Source organism: Massilia sp. BSC265 (assembly GCF_000740675.1).
Classification (GTDB): Bacteria; Pseudomonadota; Gammaproteobacteria; order Burkholderiales; family Burkholderiaceae_D; genus Telluria.
Genome location: NZ_JPXI01000037.1, coordinates 152,255 through 171,566, shown reverse-complemented (window position 1 = coordinate 171,566; position 19,312 = coordinate 152,255). Strand labels below are relative to the sequence as shown.

Sequence of the window (19,312 nt, the reverse complement as noted above, 5' to 3'; positions counted from 1 at the left end):
TACATCTGCTTGTCGAACACATGAAATCACGTTGGCACATCGTACCGAAGCTCCTGGCCACTGCGCCGCTCCTGGCCATGCCGCAGGTAATGGCCTCGGCGGCCCCGAACCCGTCCGCAGACGCCGCTATCCGGGCGCTGGCCGACCAGGCGGCTGGCAAGATCGTGCACAAGGATATGGCGGCGGTGTACGCTGCTATGTCGCCCAAGCTCAAGGCTGCCTATTCGCGCGAGGTGTTGATCGGGTCTCTGCAGGTGATGCAGAAAGGCTTCGGGAACATCAAGGAATACCGTTATCACAACACGGAACATGGGGTGCGAGGCGTGAAAGGCGAATGGCTCCGTATCGTCACCTACCGCTACCATGTCAAGACCGACAGGTTCGACAAGGGGACCTATCTCAGGGTCGAGGTGACGCAAGAGCAGGGCCGGTATTACATCGCTGGCTGTTCCATGGAACGGGTATTGATCAAAACATGAAGAGCAGTTCTAACAGCGGCCTCGTCTATTCAACCGAGAGCGGCCGCATGTGCCCCGTATGCCGTCAACCGGCCTCGGCCTGCGCGTGCAAGACCAAGCCCGCCGTCAAGGGCGACGGCGTGGTACGCGTGTCGCTCCAGACCAAGGGCCGTGGCGGCAAGAGCGTGACGATCGTCAAGGGGCTCGCCCTCGATGCCACGGCACTGGCCCAGCTGGGCAAGCAGCTGCGCACGGCATGCGGCTCGGGCGGTACCGTGAAGGATGGGGTGATCGAAGTGCAGGGCGATCACTGCGACCTGGTCCTCGAAACGCTGAGGAAGCTCGGCCACCAGCCGAAGCGGGCCGGCGGCTGAAGGCTGGCGCCCTGTTGCAGGCGCTCAGCCGCCAGCGGCCTGGGCGCCGCCCGAACGCAGCCTGTACCACACTGAGCCGATCAGTTCGTACATCGCGTACCAGGAGCGGCGCAAGCCCTCGGCGCTCGGAATCCAGGCATGGACAGAGCGGGCCTGGCCGCTAAAGAACATGGTCGGTGCGTCGACCACCTCGAGCCCGGCGCGCTCGAAGACGGCGCGGGAACGCGCCATGTGCATGGCATCGGTCACGAGCAGGACACGCCGGACCCGGTCGGCCCGCAGCATCGCCGCGCTGAAGGCGGCGTTCTCGGCGGTGTCGCGCGAGCGTGCTTCGACCCATCGCACCGGAACGCCGAAATCCTCGCGCAGGGCCGTGGCCATCGCATCGGCCAGCGAATAAGGGCGCTCGCCTGCCATGGGAGTGCCGACGGTGCCGCCGCTGACGAGGACGGGCAGCCCCGTGCGCCGTTGCAGGTGGGCCGCATAGCGCAGGCGCGCCAGGGCGGTATGGTCGGGGATGTCGCGATTGCCGTATTCGGGGGCATTGCGCAGCCGTCCGGCGGCGAGCACCACGATCGCCTGGGCGCCGGTGCGCTCCGGCGCATGCAGCGGCCGGGTCATGCGCTCCAGCGGCCTGATGAACAGGTCGGCTACCCCGGTCATCGACAGCAGGGCAAGTGCCGCCACCCCGGCTCCCGCGAAGGCGCGCCCGGTGCGCGGCCAGCGCCGCCACATCGCCAATCCCGCCAGGATCAGCAGGAACAGGCTGGCGGGGGGAAGAATCAGGCTGCGCGGGATGGCGTTGATCAGGTCGAGCATCGGTGTCAGGGTCGGAACAAGAGCGTGGAAGCCCGCCCTCGGGATGCGAGGGCGGGCCGCAAATCCGACATCCTAGCTCATCCTGCTCATCAAGCCTGCAGGGTGGTGTTGTAGACCTTGCCCGCGATGGTTACCTTGCTCAGCTTGACGTTGCGGACGTTGTAGATGAACCAGGGCTGGGCCGCGTTCACCGGGGTGCCGAAGTCGCAGTCGGTGATGGTCACGTCGCGGATCGGCAGGATGTCGACCGGCTTGTCGCCGTTGTAGTCGAAGGCGACCGGACCGAGCAGCAGCAGCGCCTGGTAGCACGAGCGCGGGCCGTTCTCCGTTGCGACGTTGCCCACCTTGACGCCCGAGATATGGATGTGCTCCACCACCGGCGGACGGGTGCGCACGTTGTCGGCGTTCGGAGCATAGTCGCAGTCGAAGGTGATCACGGCGCCTGCCCCGGCCCCTACCGACTTGGGCTGGATCGGCGAGCCCGGGAGCGGGGTGTAGAACTGCGGCTTCAGGTTCACGCCGTTGGGCATGGTCACGTTGCGCACGTAGAAGTGGCGCAGGAAGCCGCCGCGGTTCATGTTGGTCTTCAGGCGGATGGCAGTGTTGAGCGGGTCGGTCGCCCAATGCGTGTTGCGGAACTCGATGTCCTGCGCATACACGTGCTGGATGCCGCCCGCCATCTCGCTGCCCAGGGTCACCCCGCCATGGCCGCTGTTCATGACGCAGTTCTGGATCACCACGTTCTGGGTTGGGCCGAACTGGGTATCGAGGTTCTTGCCGGCCTTGATCGCGATGCAGTCGTCGCCGCTGTTGAAGGTGCAGCCATCGACCAGCACGGTGTTGCAGGCTTCCGGATCGAAGCCGTCGCTGTTCGGCCCCATGCTGTCCATGTGCACGCCGCGGATCTCCAGCTTGCTGCAGTTGACCGGGTGGTGCTGCCAGAACGGCGACTGGTTCAGCTGGTAGCCCTGCAGCAGCACGTTGGTGCAGCCGATGAATTCGACCATGCAGGGGCGCAGGTAGTGGCCGCGGCCGAACACGCGCTTGGCGGCCGGAACGCCCGCTTCCGACAGGGTCGGCAGGTAGGCTTCGTCGGTGCGCCACTTGTCGTTCTTGCCCTCCATGAGGGCGACCTGCGCGTCATTCAGGTGCGGGGCGACCGCCCGGATCGAGGTCGGATTGAGCGGGTTCACGGCGATCTGCGTGCGCTGCAGGTTCGGGATCTTTCCTGCCACGCCTTTGCGCTTGCCCTTCCAGTCCCACCAGGTCTCGCCGTCGGCGCGCGGCACGCCGCCCTGTCCGTCCAGGATGCTGGTCCAGTCTTCGCCGGTGAGGGCGATGTTGGTCTGGCCGTAGGCGTAGACCATCGGCGAATAGTTCAGGCAGTCGTTGCTCTGCCAGCGCGAGATCACCAGCTTGCCGTTCGGACCGCAGTCATAGTCGCCGTATTTGGCGAAGTCTTCCGGATCGTTGCTGAAGTAGACGTGGGCGCCCTTGGCCAGGTGCACGTTGACGTTCGACTTCAGGACGATCGGGCCCTTCACCAGCCAGTTACCGGCCGGGATCAGGACCCGGCCGCCGCCCGCCGCGCTGCACGCCGCGATGGCCGCCGCGATCGCGGCATAGCAGTCCTTGGCGCCCGGCGCCGGGGTGCCGACCTTGCCCTCTTCGTGGTCGGCCACATAACCGGTCACCATGACCGCCTCGCAGGGTTCGGCGCCATAAGCGGTGATCAGGAAGTCGCGCTTGGGAAAGCCGAGCGGCTTCCTGAACTGCTCGACGATGCTTCGGGCGCGCGCCCAGGGGTCGTTTTGTGCCGCCGTCTTCCCTCCGCTTGCGGCGAGTGCCGGTCCTACGGCCATGCCTGCCACCGAGGCCGAAGCAGCATGCAGCAGCGAGCGGCGTTGCGGATTGATGTGTCGCGTTTTCATGATGTTTCCTTTTATTTGCCGGCGCCGGCATGCGCACGCACATGGGCGGGCACGGCATCGGCCGGGAGCGGGTTGAAGGGGTAGGGTACGGTCCAGGATGGCAATTCTGCGGCGCCGCAGGGCGCCAGCGGCGCGCCGTTCAGCAGCGAGCCGGTATCCAGGAAGCTGCCGGCATCCGCACCTGTGGCGAACGGGCGCACGGCATCGAGGCAGGAGCGGCTACCCGCGATCTCGAAGGCATTCGCATGCGAGACGATGCGCGCGTGCTTGGCGACGCCGACGCTGTAGCCGTGGCGATAGATCGGATGCTTGCGGTCGCCGACGTAGTAGTTATTGAAGAGGTGGACCTGGCCGAAGCGCACGCGCGGCGAGCGGCTGGCGATATGCTCGAACAGGTTGTTGCTGATGGTGACGCGCAGGCGGCCGGCATCCTCCATGGCCTGGTCGCTGGCGCCGATCAGCATGTTCTTGGCGTGCAGCGCGAAATGGTTGTACGAGACGGTCACGTAGTCGCTGCCCTCGCGGATGTCGAGCGAGCCGTCGTGGCACTGCCTGGTCTTGCCGTTTTCGACCGGCAGCGTGTCGTCCGTGACTGGCGCGTCGGTAAAGCTGTTGCGGTCGACCCAGACGTGGTGCGAGGCGACGATGGAGACGCCGTCGAACTCGGCGTTCCAGTTGCCTTCATCGCCGTCTCGCGGGTCCCATGCGGGTTCGACATCGCAGGGGTTGCGCAGCTTGAGGTTGCGGATGATGACCTGCGAGACCTTTGACACCTTCAGGTGCGCATTGATGAAGCCTGCATGCGAACCCAGGCCGACCAGCGTGGTATTGGCGGGGAGCGATACCTGTCCGCGCTTGGCCTGGTCTGCCTTGCCGACATAGGGGCGGCCTTCGCTCATGTCGATGATGCCATCCACCTGCACGATCCGGCTGCCCTGGATGCCCTTGCCGAGCGCTTTGCGCAGTTGCGCGGCGTTGGTGACGGTGAAGACGTTGGCGGCAGGGGCATCGGCGCCGCCGCGGGTGCCGCCCGCCTGCGCCGCCCAGCCGTCCGGAGGTGCGACCTGGTAAATGGAAAAATCCGGAGAAGCCGCGAGCGCATGGCCCGCCAGGGCACCCGACAGGATCAGGGCAAGAGGAAGATGCTTCATGGAGATCGCTCGCGTTGGCGGCACGCCGGCGCACCGCGTGGGGTGAATGTGCGCAGGGCGGACGAGGTCCTCGTCCGCCCTGCGTTGGTTACGCTCTAAAAGACGCTTAGAACGTGTAGTCCGCGCGCGCCGTGAAGGCACGGCCGATCGGCTTGGCGATGTTTTGCGCGAACACGACGCGCGAAGACAGGCGCTGGTTCGACAGCGGCGGATCGGTGTCGAACAGGTTGTTCACGCCGAGGCCGACCTTGAACTTCTTCGAGAACTTGTAAGTCGTCGACAGGTTGTACACGCGGTACGGCGCGATCACGTTGTAGAACGGCTGGCCCGGCTGCTGGGTCGGCAGTGCGTTGGTGTCTTCGTAGGTCGACGAGTACTGCTGCGTCAGCTGGGCGAAGAACGGACCATAGTTCCAGTTCACGCGCGCCTGGTGCTTCCACTTGAAGATGTAGGTGTTGGCCGAGGTGGAACCGGTGGACAGGGCGCCGATCCTGCCGACGCTGTCGACCCACGGGCTGCCGACGTCGTTCTGGCCTTCGTACTTGTCGGTGTAGGTGCCGTCCATCGAGAAGCCGAAGCGACCCCAGTTCTTGGTCGGGAACGAGTAGTCCAGGCTGAGGTCGATACCCTGGGTCTTCAGGCCGCCCATGTTCAGGCGCGTCTTCTGGATGTACTGCAGCGTGCCGTCGGGGTTACGCACGAACAGGTCCTGGTAGCGCGCCAGGTTGTTGAAGATCGAATCTTCGTTGATCTGGGCGATCGTGCCCTTCATGTCGATCTTCCAGAAGTCGACGGTGGCAACGAGGTTCTTGACCGGTTCGATCACGAAACCGACGGTGTAGGTCTTCGACTTTTCCGGCTGCAGGTCCGGGTTGGCGCCGACGAGCGTGGTCAGGCGCGTGTTGCAGACGCGCTCGGCGTCGAGACCCAGGCCGGCGAAGCGCGGGTCGGTCGTCAGGGTGCCGGAGCCGGCCACGTTCGGGGTCCGGCTCGGGCACAGCAGCGGATCGTCCCAGCTCGAGGTCGACGGCGTCAACGTGCGCGGCACGCCGTACAGTTCAGGCAGGGTCGGGGCACGGAAGCCGGTGCTGACCGTGCCGCGCACCATCAGCTGCTTGATCGGCTGGTAGCGGAAGCTGGCCTTCGGGTTGAAGGTCGAGCCGAAATCGCTGAAATGGTCGCCGCGCACCGCGACGTTCAGGTTCAGCTCTTTCGTGACGGGCGCGTCGAGTTCGGCATACAGGCCGGCGACGCGGCGCTGGCCGCTCGGGTTGTTGCCCGGCGAGCCGGAGACCCGCCAGACCACCTCGTTGGCGATCATGCGCGCGTCTTCCTCATAGGTCTCGCGGTGCCAGTCGCCGCCGATGGCAAGGCCCAGGGAGCCGCCCGGCAGGTCCATCAGGGTGCGGGAGAGGTTGAAATCGACACCGTAGTGGCGCACGTCGGCCACGCGGAAGTCCTCGCCGTCGGCCGAGATGCTCTCGAGGTAAGCGCGGCCCGCCGCATCCTGCGCACCGAACGGGTTCAGGATGCCGTTGGCAACACCTGCGTACACGCCCGGCGTGCGCACGAAGTTTTCCTTGAAGCCGGTGTCGCGGTGGCTGTAGCCGTAGGACGCACCGACGCGGTAGTCCCAGCTCTTGAATTGGCCTTCGTCGGCAACGACCAGGCGGGCATTTTTCTGCACATCGTGCAGCTTGGCTGCGCCCAGCTCGTCCAGGCTCCAGGTCAGCGCCAGGTCTTCGCCGTTCAGGCCGGCCACGGCAGGCACGCCGCCGCTGCCGCCCGGGTACCACTTGCTCGCCCTGGTGATCATCAACGGCCTGCGCGAGGCGGTCAGGACGTCATAGTTCGTGTTCGCACCGAAGGGCTGCGGCGGGCTGATGGCGTCGATGTACGAGCGCGACAGGTTCAGTTCCACCGACAGCACGCTGCCGTCGCCATGGGCCAGGCTGCCCTTGGTGAACAGGGTGACCTGCTGGTTTTCCGGCAGCAGCTGCGGGTAGATGGTCGGGTCGGTGATGCAGGTCTTGCCGCCGTTGGCGTTGGTGCGGGTCGAGGGCACCGTGGTCTGGGGCAGGCCCGGCGCAACGCAGCCGGAAGCGAAATACGGGTTGCCGGTGATGTTGGCGGAGCGGCCGTTGCGGTAGATGGTGAAGTTCGCAGGCGATGCCGAGCCGCCCGAGGTGTTCGAGGTGAACGGGGTGCCGCCGAGCGCAGCCAGCTTCACCGGATCCCAGATGTTCGGGCGGTCCTTCTGCATCAGCGACTCGCGGCGCTGGGCACTGAACGCGGTATAGACGTTCCAGCCGTCGGTCGCCATGTCGCCCTTGCCGGCGATGAGGGTCACGCGCTTCTGGTCGCCGCCACCGGATTTTTCAGGCTGCACCGTGCTGGCGTGGACGGTCACGTCCTTGACCGATTTCTTGGTGATGAAGTTGACCACGCCGGCGATCGCATCGGTGCCGTACAGGGCCGATGCGCCGTCGCGCAGGACTTCGACGCGCTCGATGGCGGCCATCGGGATCACGTCGACGTTGACCGAGCTGGCGCCCAGTGCCTCGTTGGCCAGGCGGCGGCCGTTCAGCAGGACCAGCGTACGGTTGGTGTTCAGGCCGCGCATGTTGATCATGGTGCCGCCGCCACCGCCGCCGACCGGCTCGTTGGTGGCGGCGACGGTCAGGGCGACCGCGACTTCCGTCATCGTGGTCAGGCCCTGGTTGGTCAGCTCTTCCGCCTTGTAGGTGGTCAGCGGCAGTGCGTTCTCGGTAGCGAGGCGCTTGATCGAGGAACCCGTGACTTCGACACGCTGCATCGGCGCTTCCTGCGCCGCAGCGGTGTTCGTCATGGTCAGGACTGCGGCAGTGATTGCCGACAGAAGGAAGCGCGGTTCGGCCAGGCGTGGCCCGGTGATTTGTTGGTGTTTCACTGCAAGTCTCCTGCTCAACTGCTCAAATCGGGTGCGTCCAGTTGTCTCCCTGGATCGCGCGAATGGATACGACGGGTATCCGCGCGGTGGTGACGAAGCCTGCCGGCCGAGGTCACTGCCGACCAATGCACAGCGCTGTTGTCCGCGGAGGGCCTTGACTTGAGACGAAGGCGAACGGGGGACTCAGCAATCATTGGCTTGCTGGCGATTCTACTTTGGTCTGGCCGCTTTCGCAATCTGGACGTGCCACTTATTTTATTGGTGTCATTACAATTGTAGGCGGCCAGACCAATTGGCGGAAGGATAAGCTTGACGCACAAGGGACGGTGGGCCCGGGGCAAGCGGCCCCGAGGCAACGGAAGAGAGAGCAGGAAGCGAGAGCAGGCCCGGCGGGCCAGGGGCCAGGCCCGGGCCTGATGGAGGGATCAGCCGCGCGAGAAGGTGCGGGTGACGCGGTCGAGGTGGGCGCGCATGGCGGTGCGGGCGCCGGCCACATCGTGCGAGGCGATGGCGGCGAAGATGTTGCGGTGGTCGATCAGGGTCTGCTGGCGCAGTTCCTCGGTCTGGAAATGCTCCTTCAGCTTGTGCCAGAGCGAGCCGCGCTGGCTCCACAGGTACTCGATCACGCCGACCATCGCGCTGTTGCCGGTGGCGCGCGCGATCGCCAGGTGGAAGTTGCGGTCGGCCGATTCGTTGCCGCTGCGGTCTTCGTGGTGCTGCTCCATCTCTTCGACCGCGCGCAGGATGGCGTCGATGGCCGAGTCGCTGGCATGCTTGGCGGCCAGCGCCGCGACCTCGACTTCGATCAGGCGGCGCGCGGCCAGCACTTCGAAGGGACCGGGACCGGCCGTGGGCACCTCGGCCTGCGCCTTAGGCTGTTCGCTGACGTAGACCCCCGAGCCGCCGCGCACCTCGACCGTGCCACCCAGTTCCAGGGCGATCAGGGCCTCACGCAGCGAGGTGCGGCTGACGCCGAGCTTGGTAGCCAGCTCGCGTTCGGCCGGCAGGCGCTCGCCCGGGCGGATGTTTTCGGCGCGGATCAGCTCCTCGATCTTGGCCGAGACCACCCGGTACAGCCGTGGCTCGTTGACGCTGTTGTCGTTCAGCGCAGCGGTTTTTTTCATCGATGGGTCCGTCGTAATATTGGTTGGCCGATGCCAAACAGCGAATCTTAGTTTGGTGCGGGTAATGTTGCAAGTGGACCAACCAATTATAAGTCAACAGTGTGGTAATGCCGCTTGCGACTGTGCTTTTTGATCGTCATCCAGACTGTCGAGCAGCTCGCGCAATTCCCGGATGTCCGTGGGCGACAGCTTGTCCTGTTTGCCGAGCTGCGCGACCAGCGGCGCGACGCGACCGCCGAACAGGCGCTGCAGCAGGCTTTCGCTTTCGCGCGCCACCCAGGCTTGGCGCGGCAGCACCGCGGTGTAGAGGAAGCGCCGCCCATCCTTTTGGGCGGCAATCGCGCCCTTCTTGAGCAGGCGGTTGAGCAGGGTCTTGACGGTGGCGGTTTGCCAGTGCTGGCTCTCGGAAAGCGCGACGACGACCTGTTCGGCCACCACCGGGCCTGGGGCGCGCCACAGCACCTCCATGACGTGCGACTCGGCGTCGCTGATATTGATTGCTGGGGTACTCGACATGACAGTGCCATTTACTTTTGTAATCTCAAAGATGATTACGCCTGTAAACGGCACTGTCAAGCGCGGTGCGATCCTTTACACCTACGGGCCGCGGGGATGCTCGTCACTGCGGGTTCCAGCCGCGGCCCGCGAACACCGCGGCGCGGGTCGACAGGCGTTCGGCCTGGGCGCGATCCATCTGGAAGCCGCCATAGCTGCGCGGCTGTCCGTCTTCCGAACGGTTGCCGTATTCGCGCCAGCCGCCTTCGAGCGGATTCGGTGCCGGCTTGCGGTACCAGGCATCCGCGGCGATGTGCGGGCCGACACTGCATTCGATGAAGGCCACGTTGTCCCAGGTATTGGCGGTGCCCGGCGAGCGCGCGAAGTAGGTCGCGCCATCGGGCGGCAGGTTGCCCGCCGGGCCGGGGCCGCGCGTCAGCCGCGAACGCAGGAACACGAAGCCCGGGTCGTCCTTGCCCACGGTGCGCGCCTGCACGATGTAGCCGCCGCTTTGCGGGTTGGCGCTGTCGCCGACGGTACGCAGTTCGCTCTCTTCGAACAGGGCGGCGCGGTTGTTCCCCCACACGAAGTCCACATTGCCTTCGATGAGCGACTTGTAGAACCAGGCGTAACCGTGCAGCTGCAGCGTGTCCTGCTCGCTGATGAAGTGCGCGTTGCGTGCGACCAGGCGGCCTTGCTCGCTTCTGAAGAAGATCGTTTCGGCCTGGGCCGAGTGGCCGTCGCTGCGGCGGGTGCTGTTGTGCAGGGCGATATCGCGAATTTCCAGCAGGTCGACCTCCTGGGCCAGGAACTGGGCGCGGCCGCCATCGATGCCGGCCGTGCCGTCAGGCTGTCCACTGCCCGAACCCGGATTACGGGTCTCGCTGTTGGCGGCGCGGATGATGGTCGCATCGATGCTCTGGCCGCGCAGGGTGACATTGTCCTTGTCACGCAGGTAGAGCAGCTCCGGATAGACGCCATCGCGCACGTTTACCGTGACCGCCTTGTCGCGCGGCAGGGACATGGCGTGGTCCAGCGCGGCCTGCACGGTCCGGAAGTCGGCGCGCCCGACCGCGTCCACGGTCACGCTGTCGCCGACCGGCTTGAACGGCGTGGTGCGGAAGGACCAGCGTGCGCCCTTGAACCCCGCAACACGCACCAGCCTGCTATCGATCACGGCTTCGTAGTCGACGCCGTATTCCAGCAGCTGCGGCATCCGCACGCGCAGTTCCTTGCCCTGCACCGTGATCGGATGCTGGCGCACCTGGCGCCGGCGACCCTGCGGGGCCAGCGCAATGATGGTTTCTCCCGGGCGGATGACCGCGACCAGGGCCCCGTCTTTCTCTTTACTGCGCTTGCGGTAGATGCGCACGCTGCCTTCGCCGGTGAGCACCGGTTCTTCGGCGAATACGAGGCGCAGCGGCGTGTCCGGCGGCACCCCGCGCTCGCCATTGGCGGGATGGGCGGTGGCGGAAGCGGGCAGGGTGGCGCCGCCGGGTGCCGCGAAGGATGCGCCCACGTCGACCGTGAACACGGCTTGCGCCCACGGGTCGTCCAGGCTGCGTACCGTTACCGTTGTGCGGCCTTCTGCTTGCGGTGCCAGGCGCAGCACGCCGCCTGCCGCTTCGGCGCCGACGATGCGGGGATCGGAGGAGACGGCAGTGATACGCGCATTGCCACTGACGCTACCGACCCGGACGGTTTCCGGCGTATCGCCGGCCTGCAGCGCAATGCGATCGGCGCCGACATGCACGGTCACGCGCTGTGGCGGCGTGCCGGCAGGGCCGCCGCGCAGGTCGAGCAGCGCATTCGCGCCGGCATCCCAGCTGACGGGCTGCGCGGCGGGGATCGGGGGCGCCACCAGCCAGGTTGCGCGGTCGCCGTCCACCGAGACGTTCAGCAGGTTGCCCTGCGGCCCCGGCTCGGCCGCATAGCGCAACACGACCGGCACGCCTGGCAGCGAGGCGTTGCGGCGCACTTGCTTGATGCGCTTGACCTCGCCGGCACGCGATTCCAGCAGGTCCACTACCCATACCTTGCGGTCGTCGGTGAGCTGCAGGCTGGCGCCCTGCCAGTCGCCGTTCGCGTCCTGGCGGGCGCGCAGCAGGAAGGGGCTGCCCGCGACCGGCACGAAGCGGGCCTCGGCATAGCCGTCCGCGCCCGCCTCGAGGGGGCGCGGGCCGGCATGCTCGCGCACGTGGCGCGCTACTTCACCTGCGGGCAGGGCGCTGAAGCCGTAGGGCACGCGCCAGCCGGGGTCGCCGCCGTACGGGCAATCTTCAAGTGCCTGGCCGTTCAGCAGCGAGCCCTTGTCGCTGAAGATGCCCGGGCTAGCACCCGGATCGCGCACCACCTGCCTGCAGGTCGCGGCGCCGGCGATGTCGAACGCATTGGCGTCCGAGATGATGCGCGAGGCGTGGGCCACGCCGACGCTGTAGCCGTGGGCGTAGGTCGGGTGCTTGCGGTCGCCGACGTAGTAGTTATTCAGCAGGTGGACCTGGCCGTAGCGCACGCGCGGGGCGCGCTCGGCGACGTGCTCGAACAGGTTGCCCTTGAGCGTGACACGCAGATGGCCCTGGTCGCCCGTTGCACGGTCGCTCGAGCCGATCAGGAGGTTCTTTTCGTGAAGGGCGAAGTGGTTATAGGTGACGCTGACGAAGTCCGAGGCCTGGTTGATGTCGAGCGCACCGTCGTGGCACTGCTTCAGCTTGCCGTTTTCGACCGGGTGCTTGTCGTCGGTGCTTGGGGCGTCGGTGAAGCTGTTGTGGTCGATCCAGACGTGGTGCGCGTTCGATACCGTGATGGCGTCGAACAGCGAATTCCAGTTGCCTTTTGGTCCGTCCTTCGCATCCCAGCGCGGCGCGACGTCGCAGGGATTGCGCAGCGCGAGGTTGCGGATGACGACCTGCGACACGTTCGCCACTGCCAGCGAGCCGTTGATGAAGCCTGCGCCCGGGGCCACGCCGATCAGCGTGGTATTCGACGGGATGTGCACCGTGCCGCGTTTGGCCTGGTCGTCGCTGTTACTAAAAGTGCGGCCTTCGCTCATGTCGATGCTTGCCGCCACGCGCACGATGCGTGCCGGCGCCGGCGCAGTCAATGCCGCCAGCAACTGGGCGCGGTCGCGCACGGTGTAGACATGGGCGGGACTGGCCAGGGCGCCACCGCGGGTGCCGCCTTCCTGTGCGGCCCAGCCGTCGAAGGGCGCGTGCTGGCGCTCGGCCGTGGGGATCGGCACGGCGACGGTCGCGGGCCGGAACGGCGGCGGCGCGGCAGGCGCGGCCAGGGTGCCGGCCGCAGCCAGTCCCGCGAGGGCAAACAGCGGGGTGAACGGCGCCTTCACTGTGCGCCCCGCATGGATGCGGACAGCGCCGGCACCTTGCGCACCAGTTCCTTTGCCATGATGCCGGAGAAGCGCTCCGCGCCGAGCGGGCCGAGGTGGGTGTGGTCGAAGTTCGCGCCGGTGCGGGCCAGCTTGTCCGCTTCCTGCGATCCCATCTTCTGCACGGCTGCGAGCGACAGCGCGTTCAGGTCGACCAGCGGGGTCTTCGTGCCGCGCGCGATATCGCGCACGGTGGCGGCCCAGGGCGCCAGGTCGTTGTGCACGTAGCCGTCCTTGAAGATGCGGCGCGTCAGCGGCGTCACCAGCACCGGTTCGCCGCCAAGCGAACGGGCTTCGTCCACGTAGCGCTTCATGTTGGCGGGGAATTCGGTGACGTAGTCGGTGGAGCGGCCCGGCTTGCCCGGCTGGTCGTTGTGGCCGAACTGGATCAGTACATAGGTCTTGCGAAATCCCGCGCCACTGCGCAGCAGTTCCATCACTTCGTCCCAGCGCTTCTCGGCGCGGAAGCTACCCGAACTGCGACCGCCGCGCGCCAGGTTGTGGCAGGCCGTCTCCGGGGTGAAGCGCGCGCAGAGGGCGTCGCCGTAGCCGGTGGTGCTGGCCATGGTGGAGTCGCCGACCAGGATCACGCGATCCGGCAGTGGAGGGGCAGCGTTGGCGTGGACTGCGAACAGCAGGGGAACGAGGCAGGCGAGGGAACGGACAGGACGAGGCATGACGGGGCTCCTAAAGGTTGGGCAGATTCTATTTTGGCCTGACCAATTTATCAAGCGGCCAGGCCGGGTGCGTCGTGGCTTCATTGCCTGAGTAAAAACCTCACCGAATAAGGATGTCTTGTCATAAGACGTCATACAACTTGTATTGATATATAATTGTCTTATCTCGCATTCCATCCTTTATTCGCCACATGATCCCTACGCAGCGCAAGCCCCGCAATCTCGCACAGGGTGTCGTCGAACAGATCAGCAGCAGCATCCGCCAGGGCATCCTCAAGCCCGGCGAGAAACTGCCGACCGAATCCTCGATGATGGCGCAGCATGGCGTCAGCCGCACCGTGGTGCGCGAGGCCATCTCGCACCTGCAGGCTTCCGGGCTGGTGCAGACGCGCCACGGCATCGGGACCTTCGTGCTGGAACGCCCGCAGGCAGGGCTGGGCATCGATGCCGAGAGCATCCTGACCCTGCGCGACGTGCTGTCGATCCTGGAACTGCGCATCGGTGTCGAGACCGAGACGGCCGGCCTGGCCGCCGCGCGCCGCACCGACGAACAGGTGCAGGAACTGGGTGCTGCGCTGGACGAGATGCATGAGGCGATGGCGGTCGGCAGGTCGGCGGTGGAAGCCGACAAGCGCTTCCACCTCCTGATCGCGCAGGCCACCGGCAACCGCTATTTCGAAGACATCCTCACCCAGCTCGGCAACGCGATCATCCCGCGTGCGCGCCTGAACACGGTGGAGCTGGAGCAGGACAAGCCGGCCAACTTCAACGAACGCGTCGGCCGCGAGCACGACGACATCTATCGCGCCATCGAGCGCCGCGATCCGGAAGCCGCACGCGCGGCCATGCGTACCCACCTGTCCAACAGCCGCGAGCGGCTGGTGGAAGCGCAGCGCCGCATCGAATCCATGATCAATTAAAAAAAGTCGCAATTTTTACTTGCGACGTCATCGGTTCAGTTGTACGATGACATACAACTTAACGCAGCATCCCTTCGCCACTCCGTATTTCATACAACACCTGTCCTGGAGACTCTGTAATGCAACCTCTCGAACTACAAAAAGTCCTGTCGCACGGCCTGCTGTCCTTCCCGATCACCGACTTCGACGAGCAGCTTGAATTCGACCAGGCCAGCTACGCCAAGCGCCTGGAATGGCTGGCACCTTACGGCGCCACCGCGCTGTTCGCCGCCGGCGGCACCGGCGAATACTTCTCGCTGTACGGCGAAGAGTACAGCCGCATCGTCAAGACCGCAGTCGACACCTGCGCCGGCACCGGCGTCGCGATCCTGGCAGGCTGCGGCGGCCCGACCCGCGCGGCCATTGCCCACGCACAGGAAGCCGAGCGCCAGGGCGCGCAGGGCCTGCTGCTGCTGCCGCACTACCTGACCGAATCCAACCAGGACGGCCTGATCGCCCACGTCGAAGCGGTGTGCCGCTCCGTGAAGATCGGCGTCGTGGTGTACAACCGCGCTGCCTGCCGCCTGACCCCGGAATCGCTGGCCAAGCTGGCCGACCGTAACCCGAACCTGATCGGCTTCAAGGACGGCATCGGCGACATCGAACTGATGGTCTCGATCTATCGCAAGATGGGTGACCGCTTCAGCTACCTGGGCGGCCTGCCGACCGCGGAAGTGTATGCCGGCGCCTACAAGGCACTGGGCACCCCGGTGTATTCGTCGGCCGTGTTCAACTTCGTGCCGCAGCTGGCGATGGACTTCTACAACGCCACCGCTTCGGGCGACACCGCCACCACCAACCGCCTGATCGACGAGTTCTTCCTGCCGTACCTGGAGATCCGCAACCGCAAGGGCGGCTACGCGGTCAGCATCATCAAGGCAGGCGCCCGCGTGGTTGGCCACGGCGCCGGTCCAGTGCGTCCGCCGCTGACCGACCTGACCCCGGCCGAAGACGAAATGCTGCTGGAACTGATCCAGAAGCAGAAGAACCCGGTGTAAGCCATGAAGATTACTGGTGAAATGATCATCGGCAGCCAGCTCGTCCGCGGCAGCGCGGGCGAGGTGAAAGCCTACAACCCGTCCACCCGCGCCGAGTTCGAGCCGGGCTTCGGCCAAGCCACCGGCGCCGACGTGGAACGTGCCTGCGAACTCGCAGCCGTGGCCTTCGACAAGTATCGTGCCCTGCCGCTGGAACAGCGCGCCCGCTTCCTGGAAGCGGTGGCGGAACAGATCCTGGCCATCGGATCAAGCCTGATCGAACGCGCCCAGCAGGAAACCGGCCTGCCGCAAGCGCGCCTGGAAGGCGAGCGCATGCGCACCGTGAACCAGTTGCGCCTGTTCGCGAAAGTGGTGCGCGACGGCCGCTTCCTGGGCGCGACCATCGACACCGCGCTGCCGGAACGCACCCCGCCGCGTCCCGACCTGCGCCTGGCCAAAATCGGCCTCGGCCCGGTCGTGGTCTTCGGTGCCAGTAACTTCCCGCTGGCCTTCTCGGTCGCGGGCGGCGACACCGCCTCGGCGCTGGCAGCAGGCTGCCCGGTCATCGTGAAGGCCCACGGCGCCCACCTCGGTACCTCGGAACTGGTCGGCCGTGCCGTCCAGCGCGCGGCAATCGAGTGCGGCATGCCGGAAGGCGTGTTCTCGATGGTCTTCGGCGACGGCCGTACCATCGGCCAGCAGCTGGTCAGCCATCCGGCCATCAAGGCGGTGGGCTTTACCGGCTCGCGTGGCGGCGGCACCGCGCTGATGCGCACCGCGGCAAGCCGTCCGGAACCGATCCCGGTCTACGCCGAGATGAGCAGCGTGAACCCGGTGTTCCTGCTCCCGGCCGCACTGGAAGAGGGCGGCGCCGCGCTGGCGAACGGTTTCGTCGACTCGCTGACCCTGGGCGTCGGCCAGTTCTGCACCAACCCTGGCCTGGTGTTTGCGGTCAAGGGCGCGGCACTGGACGCCTTTACCGCGGCGGCTACCACGGCGCTGGCAACCAAGGGCGCGGGCACCATGCTCACCGCCGGCATCCATGAAGCCTATAACAGCGGCATTGGACGACTCACCAGCACCAGCGGCGTGCGCCTGGTGGCCCAGGGCAGCACCGAGGGAATCGGCTGCGCTGCGCAGGCCGCGCTGTACGAATGCGAGGCTGCCGACTTCCTGGCCAACCCGGACCTGCAGGACGAAGTCTTCGGCCCGGCCGCACTGGTGGTGCGGTTCGACAGCGCCGAGCAGATGCTGCAGGCAGCCGAGCAGCTGCACGGCCAGCTGACCGCGACCGTGCACGTCAAGCCGGCCGACCATGCACTGGCCGCGAGCCTGCTGCCGATCCTGGAACGCAAGGCGGGCCGCGTGCTGTTCAACGGCTTCCCGACCGGCGTCGAAGTGTCGCACGCGATGGTCCACGGCGGCCCGTTCCCGGCCACCAGCGACAGCCGCACCACCTCGGTGGGCGCGAGCGCGATCGACCGCTTCCTGCGTCCGGTGTGCTACCAGAACGTGCCTGAGGGCTTGCTGCCGGAAGCACTTCGCGACGACAATCCACTGCGCCTTGCGCGCGTGATGGATGGTGACCTGAAGGTCGCTTAGTAAACAGGGGGCGCAAGGTTCGACTTTGCGCCCCTTTTGACCGATTGAAGCACCAGCCGGGGGAGACACCGGCTGTTCCGTTTTGAAAAGAACTGATCCCATGAATCAGCAAGTCATGAGTGCAAATGCGAAGCAAGGCGCAGGGCAGGCCCCGCAACTCGCTTCGACGGTAGGCAAGTATCGCTGGACCATCTGCGCCCTGCTGTTCTTCGCCACCACCATCAACTACCTCGACCGCCAGGTCCTGAGCCTGCTGGCGCCGCTGCTCACCAAGGAGTTCGGTTGGTCGAACACCGACTATGCCAACATTACGGCGGTCTTCCAGTTCGTCTACGCGATCTCCATGCTGTTCGCCGGCCGCGTGATCGACCGCATGGGCACCAAGCGCGCTTTCGTCCTCGCGATCGTCGTATGGTCGATCGGCGCCGTCGCGCACGCCTACGCGATCGGTATCGGTACCGCCGTCAACAGCGTATTCACCACCCTCGGCCTGGCTGCGGTGCCGGTCTCGATCGTGGGCTTCATGGTGGGCCGCGCGGTGCTGGCGATCGGCGAGGCGGGCAACTTCCCGGCCGCGATCAAGGCGACCGCCGAGTACTTCCCCAAGCGCGAGCGCTCCTTCGCCACCGGCATCTTCAACTCCGGCGCCAACGTCGGCGCGATCCTGGCGCCGCTGACGGTGCCGCTGATCGCCGAGTTCTATGGCTGGCAGATGGCCTTCATCGCGGTCGGCGCCATCGGCTTCGTCTGGATGGGCATCTGGATCTGGCTGTACGACACGCCGGACCGCCAGAAGCGCCTGAGCGCGGGCGAACTGGCCTACATCAACAGCGACAGCGCACCTGCGGACGCGACCCCGGCCGCGGCAGCGGCCAAGCCGAAAGCTTCGTGGTTCAAGCTGCTCGGCTACCGCCAGACCTGGGCCTTCGCCTTCGGCAAGTTCATGACCGACGGCGTGTGGTGGTTCTTCCTGTTCTGGCTGCCGAAGTACATGTCGGCGCAGTACGGCCTCACGGGTCCGGAAATGGTCGTGCCGCTGGCCGTCCTGTACAGCATGACGATGGTGGGCAGTATCGGCGGCGGCTGGCTGCCGACCTGGTTCATCGACCGCGGCCACAGCATCTACCAGGGCCGCATGCGCGCCATGTTCACCATCGCCCTGTTCCCGCTGGTGGTGCTGCTGGCGCAGCCGCTCGGCTACCTCGGCTTCTGGATCCCGGTGATCCTGATCGGCATCGGCGCCTCGGCGCATCAGGCCTGGTCGGCCAATCTGTTCACCACCGTCTCCGACATGTTCCCGAAACACAGCGTCGGTTCGGTGGTCGGCATCGGCGGCATGGCCGGCGGCCTGGGCGGCGTGCTGCTCACCAAGCTGGGCGGCTGGCTGTTCGACTACTACGGCGCGCTGGGCAAGCTGGAAACCGGCTACCTGATCATGTTCTCGATCTGCGCCCTGGCCTACATGGTCGCCTGGCTGGTGATGAAGGCCCTGGTGCCGGCACACCGCGAGATCACCGACCTGTAATGGGAGCGGGCATGGAGATCCATCGGATCGAGGGCGTGCACTGCGCCACCGGCGAAAGTCCGACCTGGAACGCGGCTGAACGGGCGTGGTACTGGGTCGACATCCCGGCGCGCCGGGTCTGGCGCCTGGACCATGCCGGCGGCGCGGTGCGTCACTGGGAAGCGCCAGAGATGGTGGCCTGCGTCGCAGGCGCCGCCGACGGCAGCCTGGTGGCCGGCATGGAAACCGGCATCTATCGCCTGGTCCTGGGTGAAGATGGCAAGGCCGAGGCCACGCGCCTGGCCGCGCCGCCGGCGTCCGAACTGGGCGAGGGCATGCGCTTCAACGACGGACGCTGCGACCGCCAGGGGCGCTTCTGGAGCGGCACCATGTTCATGGACATGGGCGCGGCGCGCGCCGTCGGCGGCCTGTACCGCTACAGCGCCGACGACGGGCTGCATGGCCCGGTCGTTAGCGGCCTGCTCACGCAGAACGGCCTGGCCTGGTCGCCCGACGGGCGTACGATGTACCTGTCGGATTCGCATCCGCAGCGCCGCACCGTGTGGTCATTCGACTACGACATCGAGCAGGGTATCCCGCACAACAAGCGGGTATTCCTCGACCTGACCGGGCAGGGGGGCCGCCCGGACGGCGCCGCGGTCGATGCCGACGGCTGCTACTGGACCTGCGCCAACGACGCCGGCCTGGTGCAGCGCTTCACCCCGGCCGGGAAGCTGGACCGCGAGATCGCACTGCCGATGGCCAAGCCCTCGATGTGCGCTTTCGGCGGTCCCCAGCTCGATACCCTGCTGGTGACCTCGATCGACCCGGGTACAGGCGGCGACGCGGGCTCGGTCGTGCTGCTGCGCCCAGGCGTGCAGGGTGTGGCGGAAACGCCGTTCGGCTTCAGCCGTTCGTAGGGTGGTCGGC

At 66.5% G+C, this 19,312-nt stretch carries 15 protein-coding genes; 7 read left to right on the top strand and 8 right to left on the bottom strand.

Annotated features, from left to right (window positions below; translation table 11 throughout):
* The first annotated feature begins 20 nt into the window (after positions 1-20).
* Both MA09_RS23805 and MA09_RS17600 read left to right on the top strand, forming a co-directional pair.
* Positions 21-479, top strand: a complete 459-nt coding sequence (locus MA09_RS23805) for a hypothetical protein (protein ID WP_051933556.1) — start codon at positions 21-23, stop codon at positions 477-479.
* Positions 476-832, top strand: a complete 357-nt coding sequence (locus MA09_RS17600; RefSeq protein ID WP_036251345.1) for a translation initiation factor Sui1 — start codon at positions 476-478, stop codon at positions 830-832. The genes MA09_RS23805 and MA09_RS17600 overlap by 4 nt, the downstream gene beginning before the upstream one ends.
* A 24-nt stretch (positions 833-856) precedes the next feature.
* On the opposite strand, the gene MA09_RS17595 is transcribed toward MA09_RS17600, so the two are convergent.
* The 8 genes from MA09_RS17595 to MA09_RS17555 form a co-directional block, all read right to left on the bottom strand.
* Positions 857-1,651 (bottom strand): YdcF family protein, encoded by a 795-nt coding sequence (locus MA09_RS17595; protein ID WP_036251342.1) that lies wholly within the window; start codon positions 1,649-1,651, stop codon positions 857-859.
* Between the two features lie 89 nt (positions 1,652-1,740).
* Positions 1,741-3,582, bottom strand: a complete 1,842-nt coding sequence (locus tag MA09_RS17590; RefSeq protein ID WP_036251339.1) for a glycoside hydrolase family 28 protein — start codon at positions 3,580-3,582, stop codon at positions 1,741-1,743.
* A gap of 11 nt (positions 3,583-3,593) precedes the next feature.
* Positions 3,594-4,733: a polysaccharide lyase family 1 protein gene (locus tag MA09_RS17585; protein ID WP_036251337.1), complete on the bottom strand. Its 1,140-nt coding sequence runs from the start codon at positions 4,731-4,733 to the stop codon at positions 3,594-3,596.
* A 106-nt stretch (positions 4,734-4,839) separates the two neighbouring features.
* Complete coding sequence (locus MA09_RS17580) at positions 4,840-7,662, bottom strand: TonB-dependent siderophore receptor (RefSeq protein ID WP_036251335.1); 2,823 nt, start codon at positions 7,660-7,662, stop codon at positions 4,840-4,842.
* A gap of 425 nt (positions 7,663-8,087) precedes the next feature.
* Entirely contained in the window at positions 8,088-8,786 is a 699-nt protein-coding gene (locus MA09_RS17575; protein ID WP_051933555.1) for a FadR/GntR family transcriptional regulator, read from the bottom strand.
* A 93-nt stretch (positions 8,787-8,879) separates the two neighbouring features.
* Complete coding sequence (locus MA09_RS17570; RefSeq protein ID WP_200883086.1) at positions 8,880-9,302, bottom strand: BlaI/MecI/CopY family transcriptional regulator; 423 nt, start codon at positions 9,300-9,302, stop codon at positions 8,880-8,882.
* Between the two features lie 103 nt (positions 9,303-9,405).
* Positions 9,406-12,624, bottom strand: coding sequence for a pectinesterase family protein (locus MA09_RS23800; protein ID WP_051933554.1), 3,219 nt, complete (start codon positions 12,622-12,624; stop codon positions 9,406-9,408).
* Complete coding sequence (locus MA09_RS17555) at positions 12,621-13,340, bottom strand: rhamnogalacturonan acetylesterase (protein WP_036251330.1); 720 nt, start codon at positions 13,338-13,340, stop codon at positions 12,621-12,623. Before MA09_RS17555 ends, MA09_RS23800 begins: the two co-directional genes overlap by 4 nt.
* A 191-nt stretch (positions 13,341-13,531) precedes the next feature.
* Between MA09_RS17555 and MA09_RS17550 the strand changes: the two genes are divergently transcribed.
* The 5 genes from MA09_RS17550 to MA09_RS17530 all read left to right on the top strand — a co-directional run bounded on the left by MA09_RS17550 (position 13,532) and on the right by MA09_RS17530 (position 19,302).
* A complete protein-coding gene (locus tag MA09_RS17550; RefSeq protein ID WP_036251327.1) occupies positions 13,532-14,260 on the top strand; it encodes a FadR/GntR family transcriptional regulator in 729 nt (242 codons plus the stop codon).
* Between the two features lie 119 nt (positions 14,261-14,379).
* Complete coding sequence (kdgD, locus tag MA09_RS17545) at positions 14,380-15,297, top strand: 5-dehydro-4-deoxyglucarate dehydratase (RefSeq protein ID WP_036251325.1); 918 nt, start codon at positions 14,380-14,382, stop codon at positions 15,295-15,297.
* A gap of 3 nt (positions 15,298-15,300) precedes the next feature.
* Positions 15,301-16,878 (top strand): aldehyde dehydrogenase (NADP(+)), encoded by a 1,578-nt coding sequence (locus tag MA09_RS17540; protein WP_036251323.1) that lies wholly within the window; start codon positions 15,301-15,303, stop codon positions 16,876-16,878.
* A 100-nt stretch (positions 16,879-16,978) separates the two neighbouring features.
* Positions 16,979-18,403: an MFS transporter gene (locus MA09_RS17535; RefSeq protein WP_307183961.1), complete on the top strand. Its 1,425-nt coding sequence runs from the start codon at positions 16,979-16,981 to the stop codon at positions 18,401-18,403.
* Positions 18,403-19,302 carry an SMP-30/gluconolactonase/LRE family protein gene (locus MA09_RS17530; protein WP_373887854.1) on the top strand — a complete coding sequence of 300 codons (900 nt, stop codon included), beginning with the start codon at positions 18,403-18,405 and terminating at the stop codon, positions 19,300-19,302. Before MA09_RS17535 ends, MA09_RS17530 begins: the two co-directional genes overlap by 1 nt.
* The last annotated feature ends 10 nt before the right edge of the window (positions 19,303-19,312 follow it).

Coding starts and splice junctions, on each gene's coding strand:
- MA09_RS17550 (WP_036251327.1), top strand. CDS start 13,532: ATGATCCCTACGCAGCGCAAGCCCCGCAATCTCGCACAGGGTGTCGTC.
- MA09_RS17570 (WP_200883086.1), bottom strand. CDS start 9,302: ATGTCGAGTACCCCAGCAATCAATATCAGCGACGCCGAGTCGCACGTC.
- MA09_RS17590 (WP_036251339.1), bottom strand. CDS start 3,582: ATGAAAACGCGACACATCAATCCGCAACGCCGCTCGCTGCTGCATGCT.
- kdgD (WP_036251325.1), top strand. CDS start 14,380: ATGCAACCTCTCGAACTACAAAAAGTCCTGTCGCACGGCCTGCTGTCC.
- MA09_RS17595 (WP_036251342.1), bottom strand. CDS start 1,651: ATGCTCGACCTGATCAACGCCATCCCGCGCAGCCTGATTCTTCCCCCC.
- MA09_RS17585 (WP_036251337.1), bottom strand. CDS start 4,733: ATGAAGCATCTTCCTCTTGCCCTGATCCTGTCGGGTGCCCTGGCGGGC.
- MA09_RS17575 (WP_051933555.1), bottom strand. CDS start 8,786: ATGAAAAAAACCGCTGCGCTGAACGACAACAGCGTCAACGAGCCACGG.
- MA09_RS17530 (WP_373887854.1), top strand. CDS start 18,403: ATGGGAGCGGGCATGGAGATCCATCGGATCGAGGGCGTGCACTGCGCC.
- MA09_RS17555 (WP_036251330.1), bottom strand. CDS start 13,340: ATGCCTCGTCCTGTCCGTTCCCTCGCCTGCCTCGTTCCCCTGCTGTTC.
- MA09_RS17540 (WP_036251323.1), top strand. CDS start 15,301: ATGAAGATTACTGGTGAAATGATCATCGGCAGCCAGCTCGTCCGCGGC.
- MA09_RS23805 (WP_051933556.1), top strand. CDS start 21: ATGAAATCACGTTGGCACATCGTACCGAAGCTCCTGGCCACTGCGCCG.
- MA09_RS17535 (WP_307183961.1), top strand. CDS start 16,979: ATGAATCAGCAAGTCATGAGTGCAAATGCGAAGCAAGGCGCAGGGCAG.
- MA09_RS17600 (WP_036251345.1), top strand. CDS start 476: ATGAAGAGCAGTTCTAACAGCGGCCTCGTCTATTCAACCGAGAGCGGC.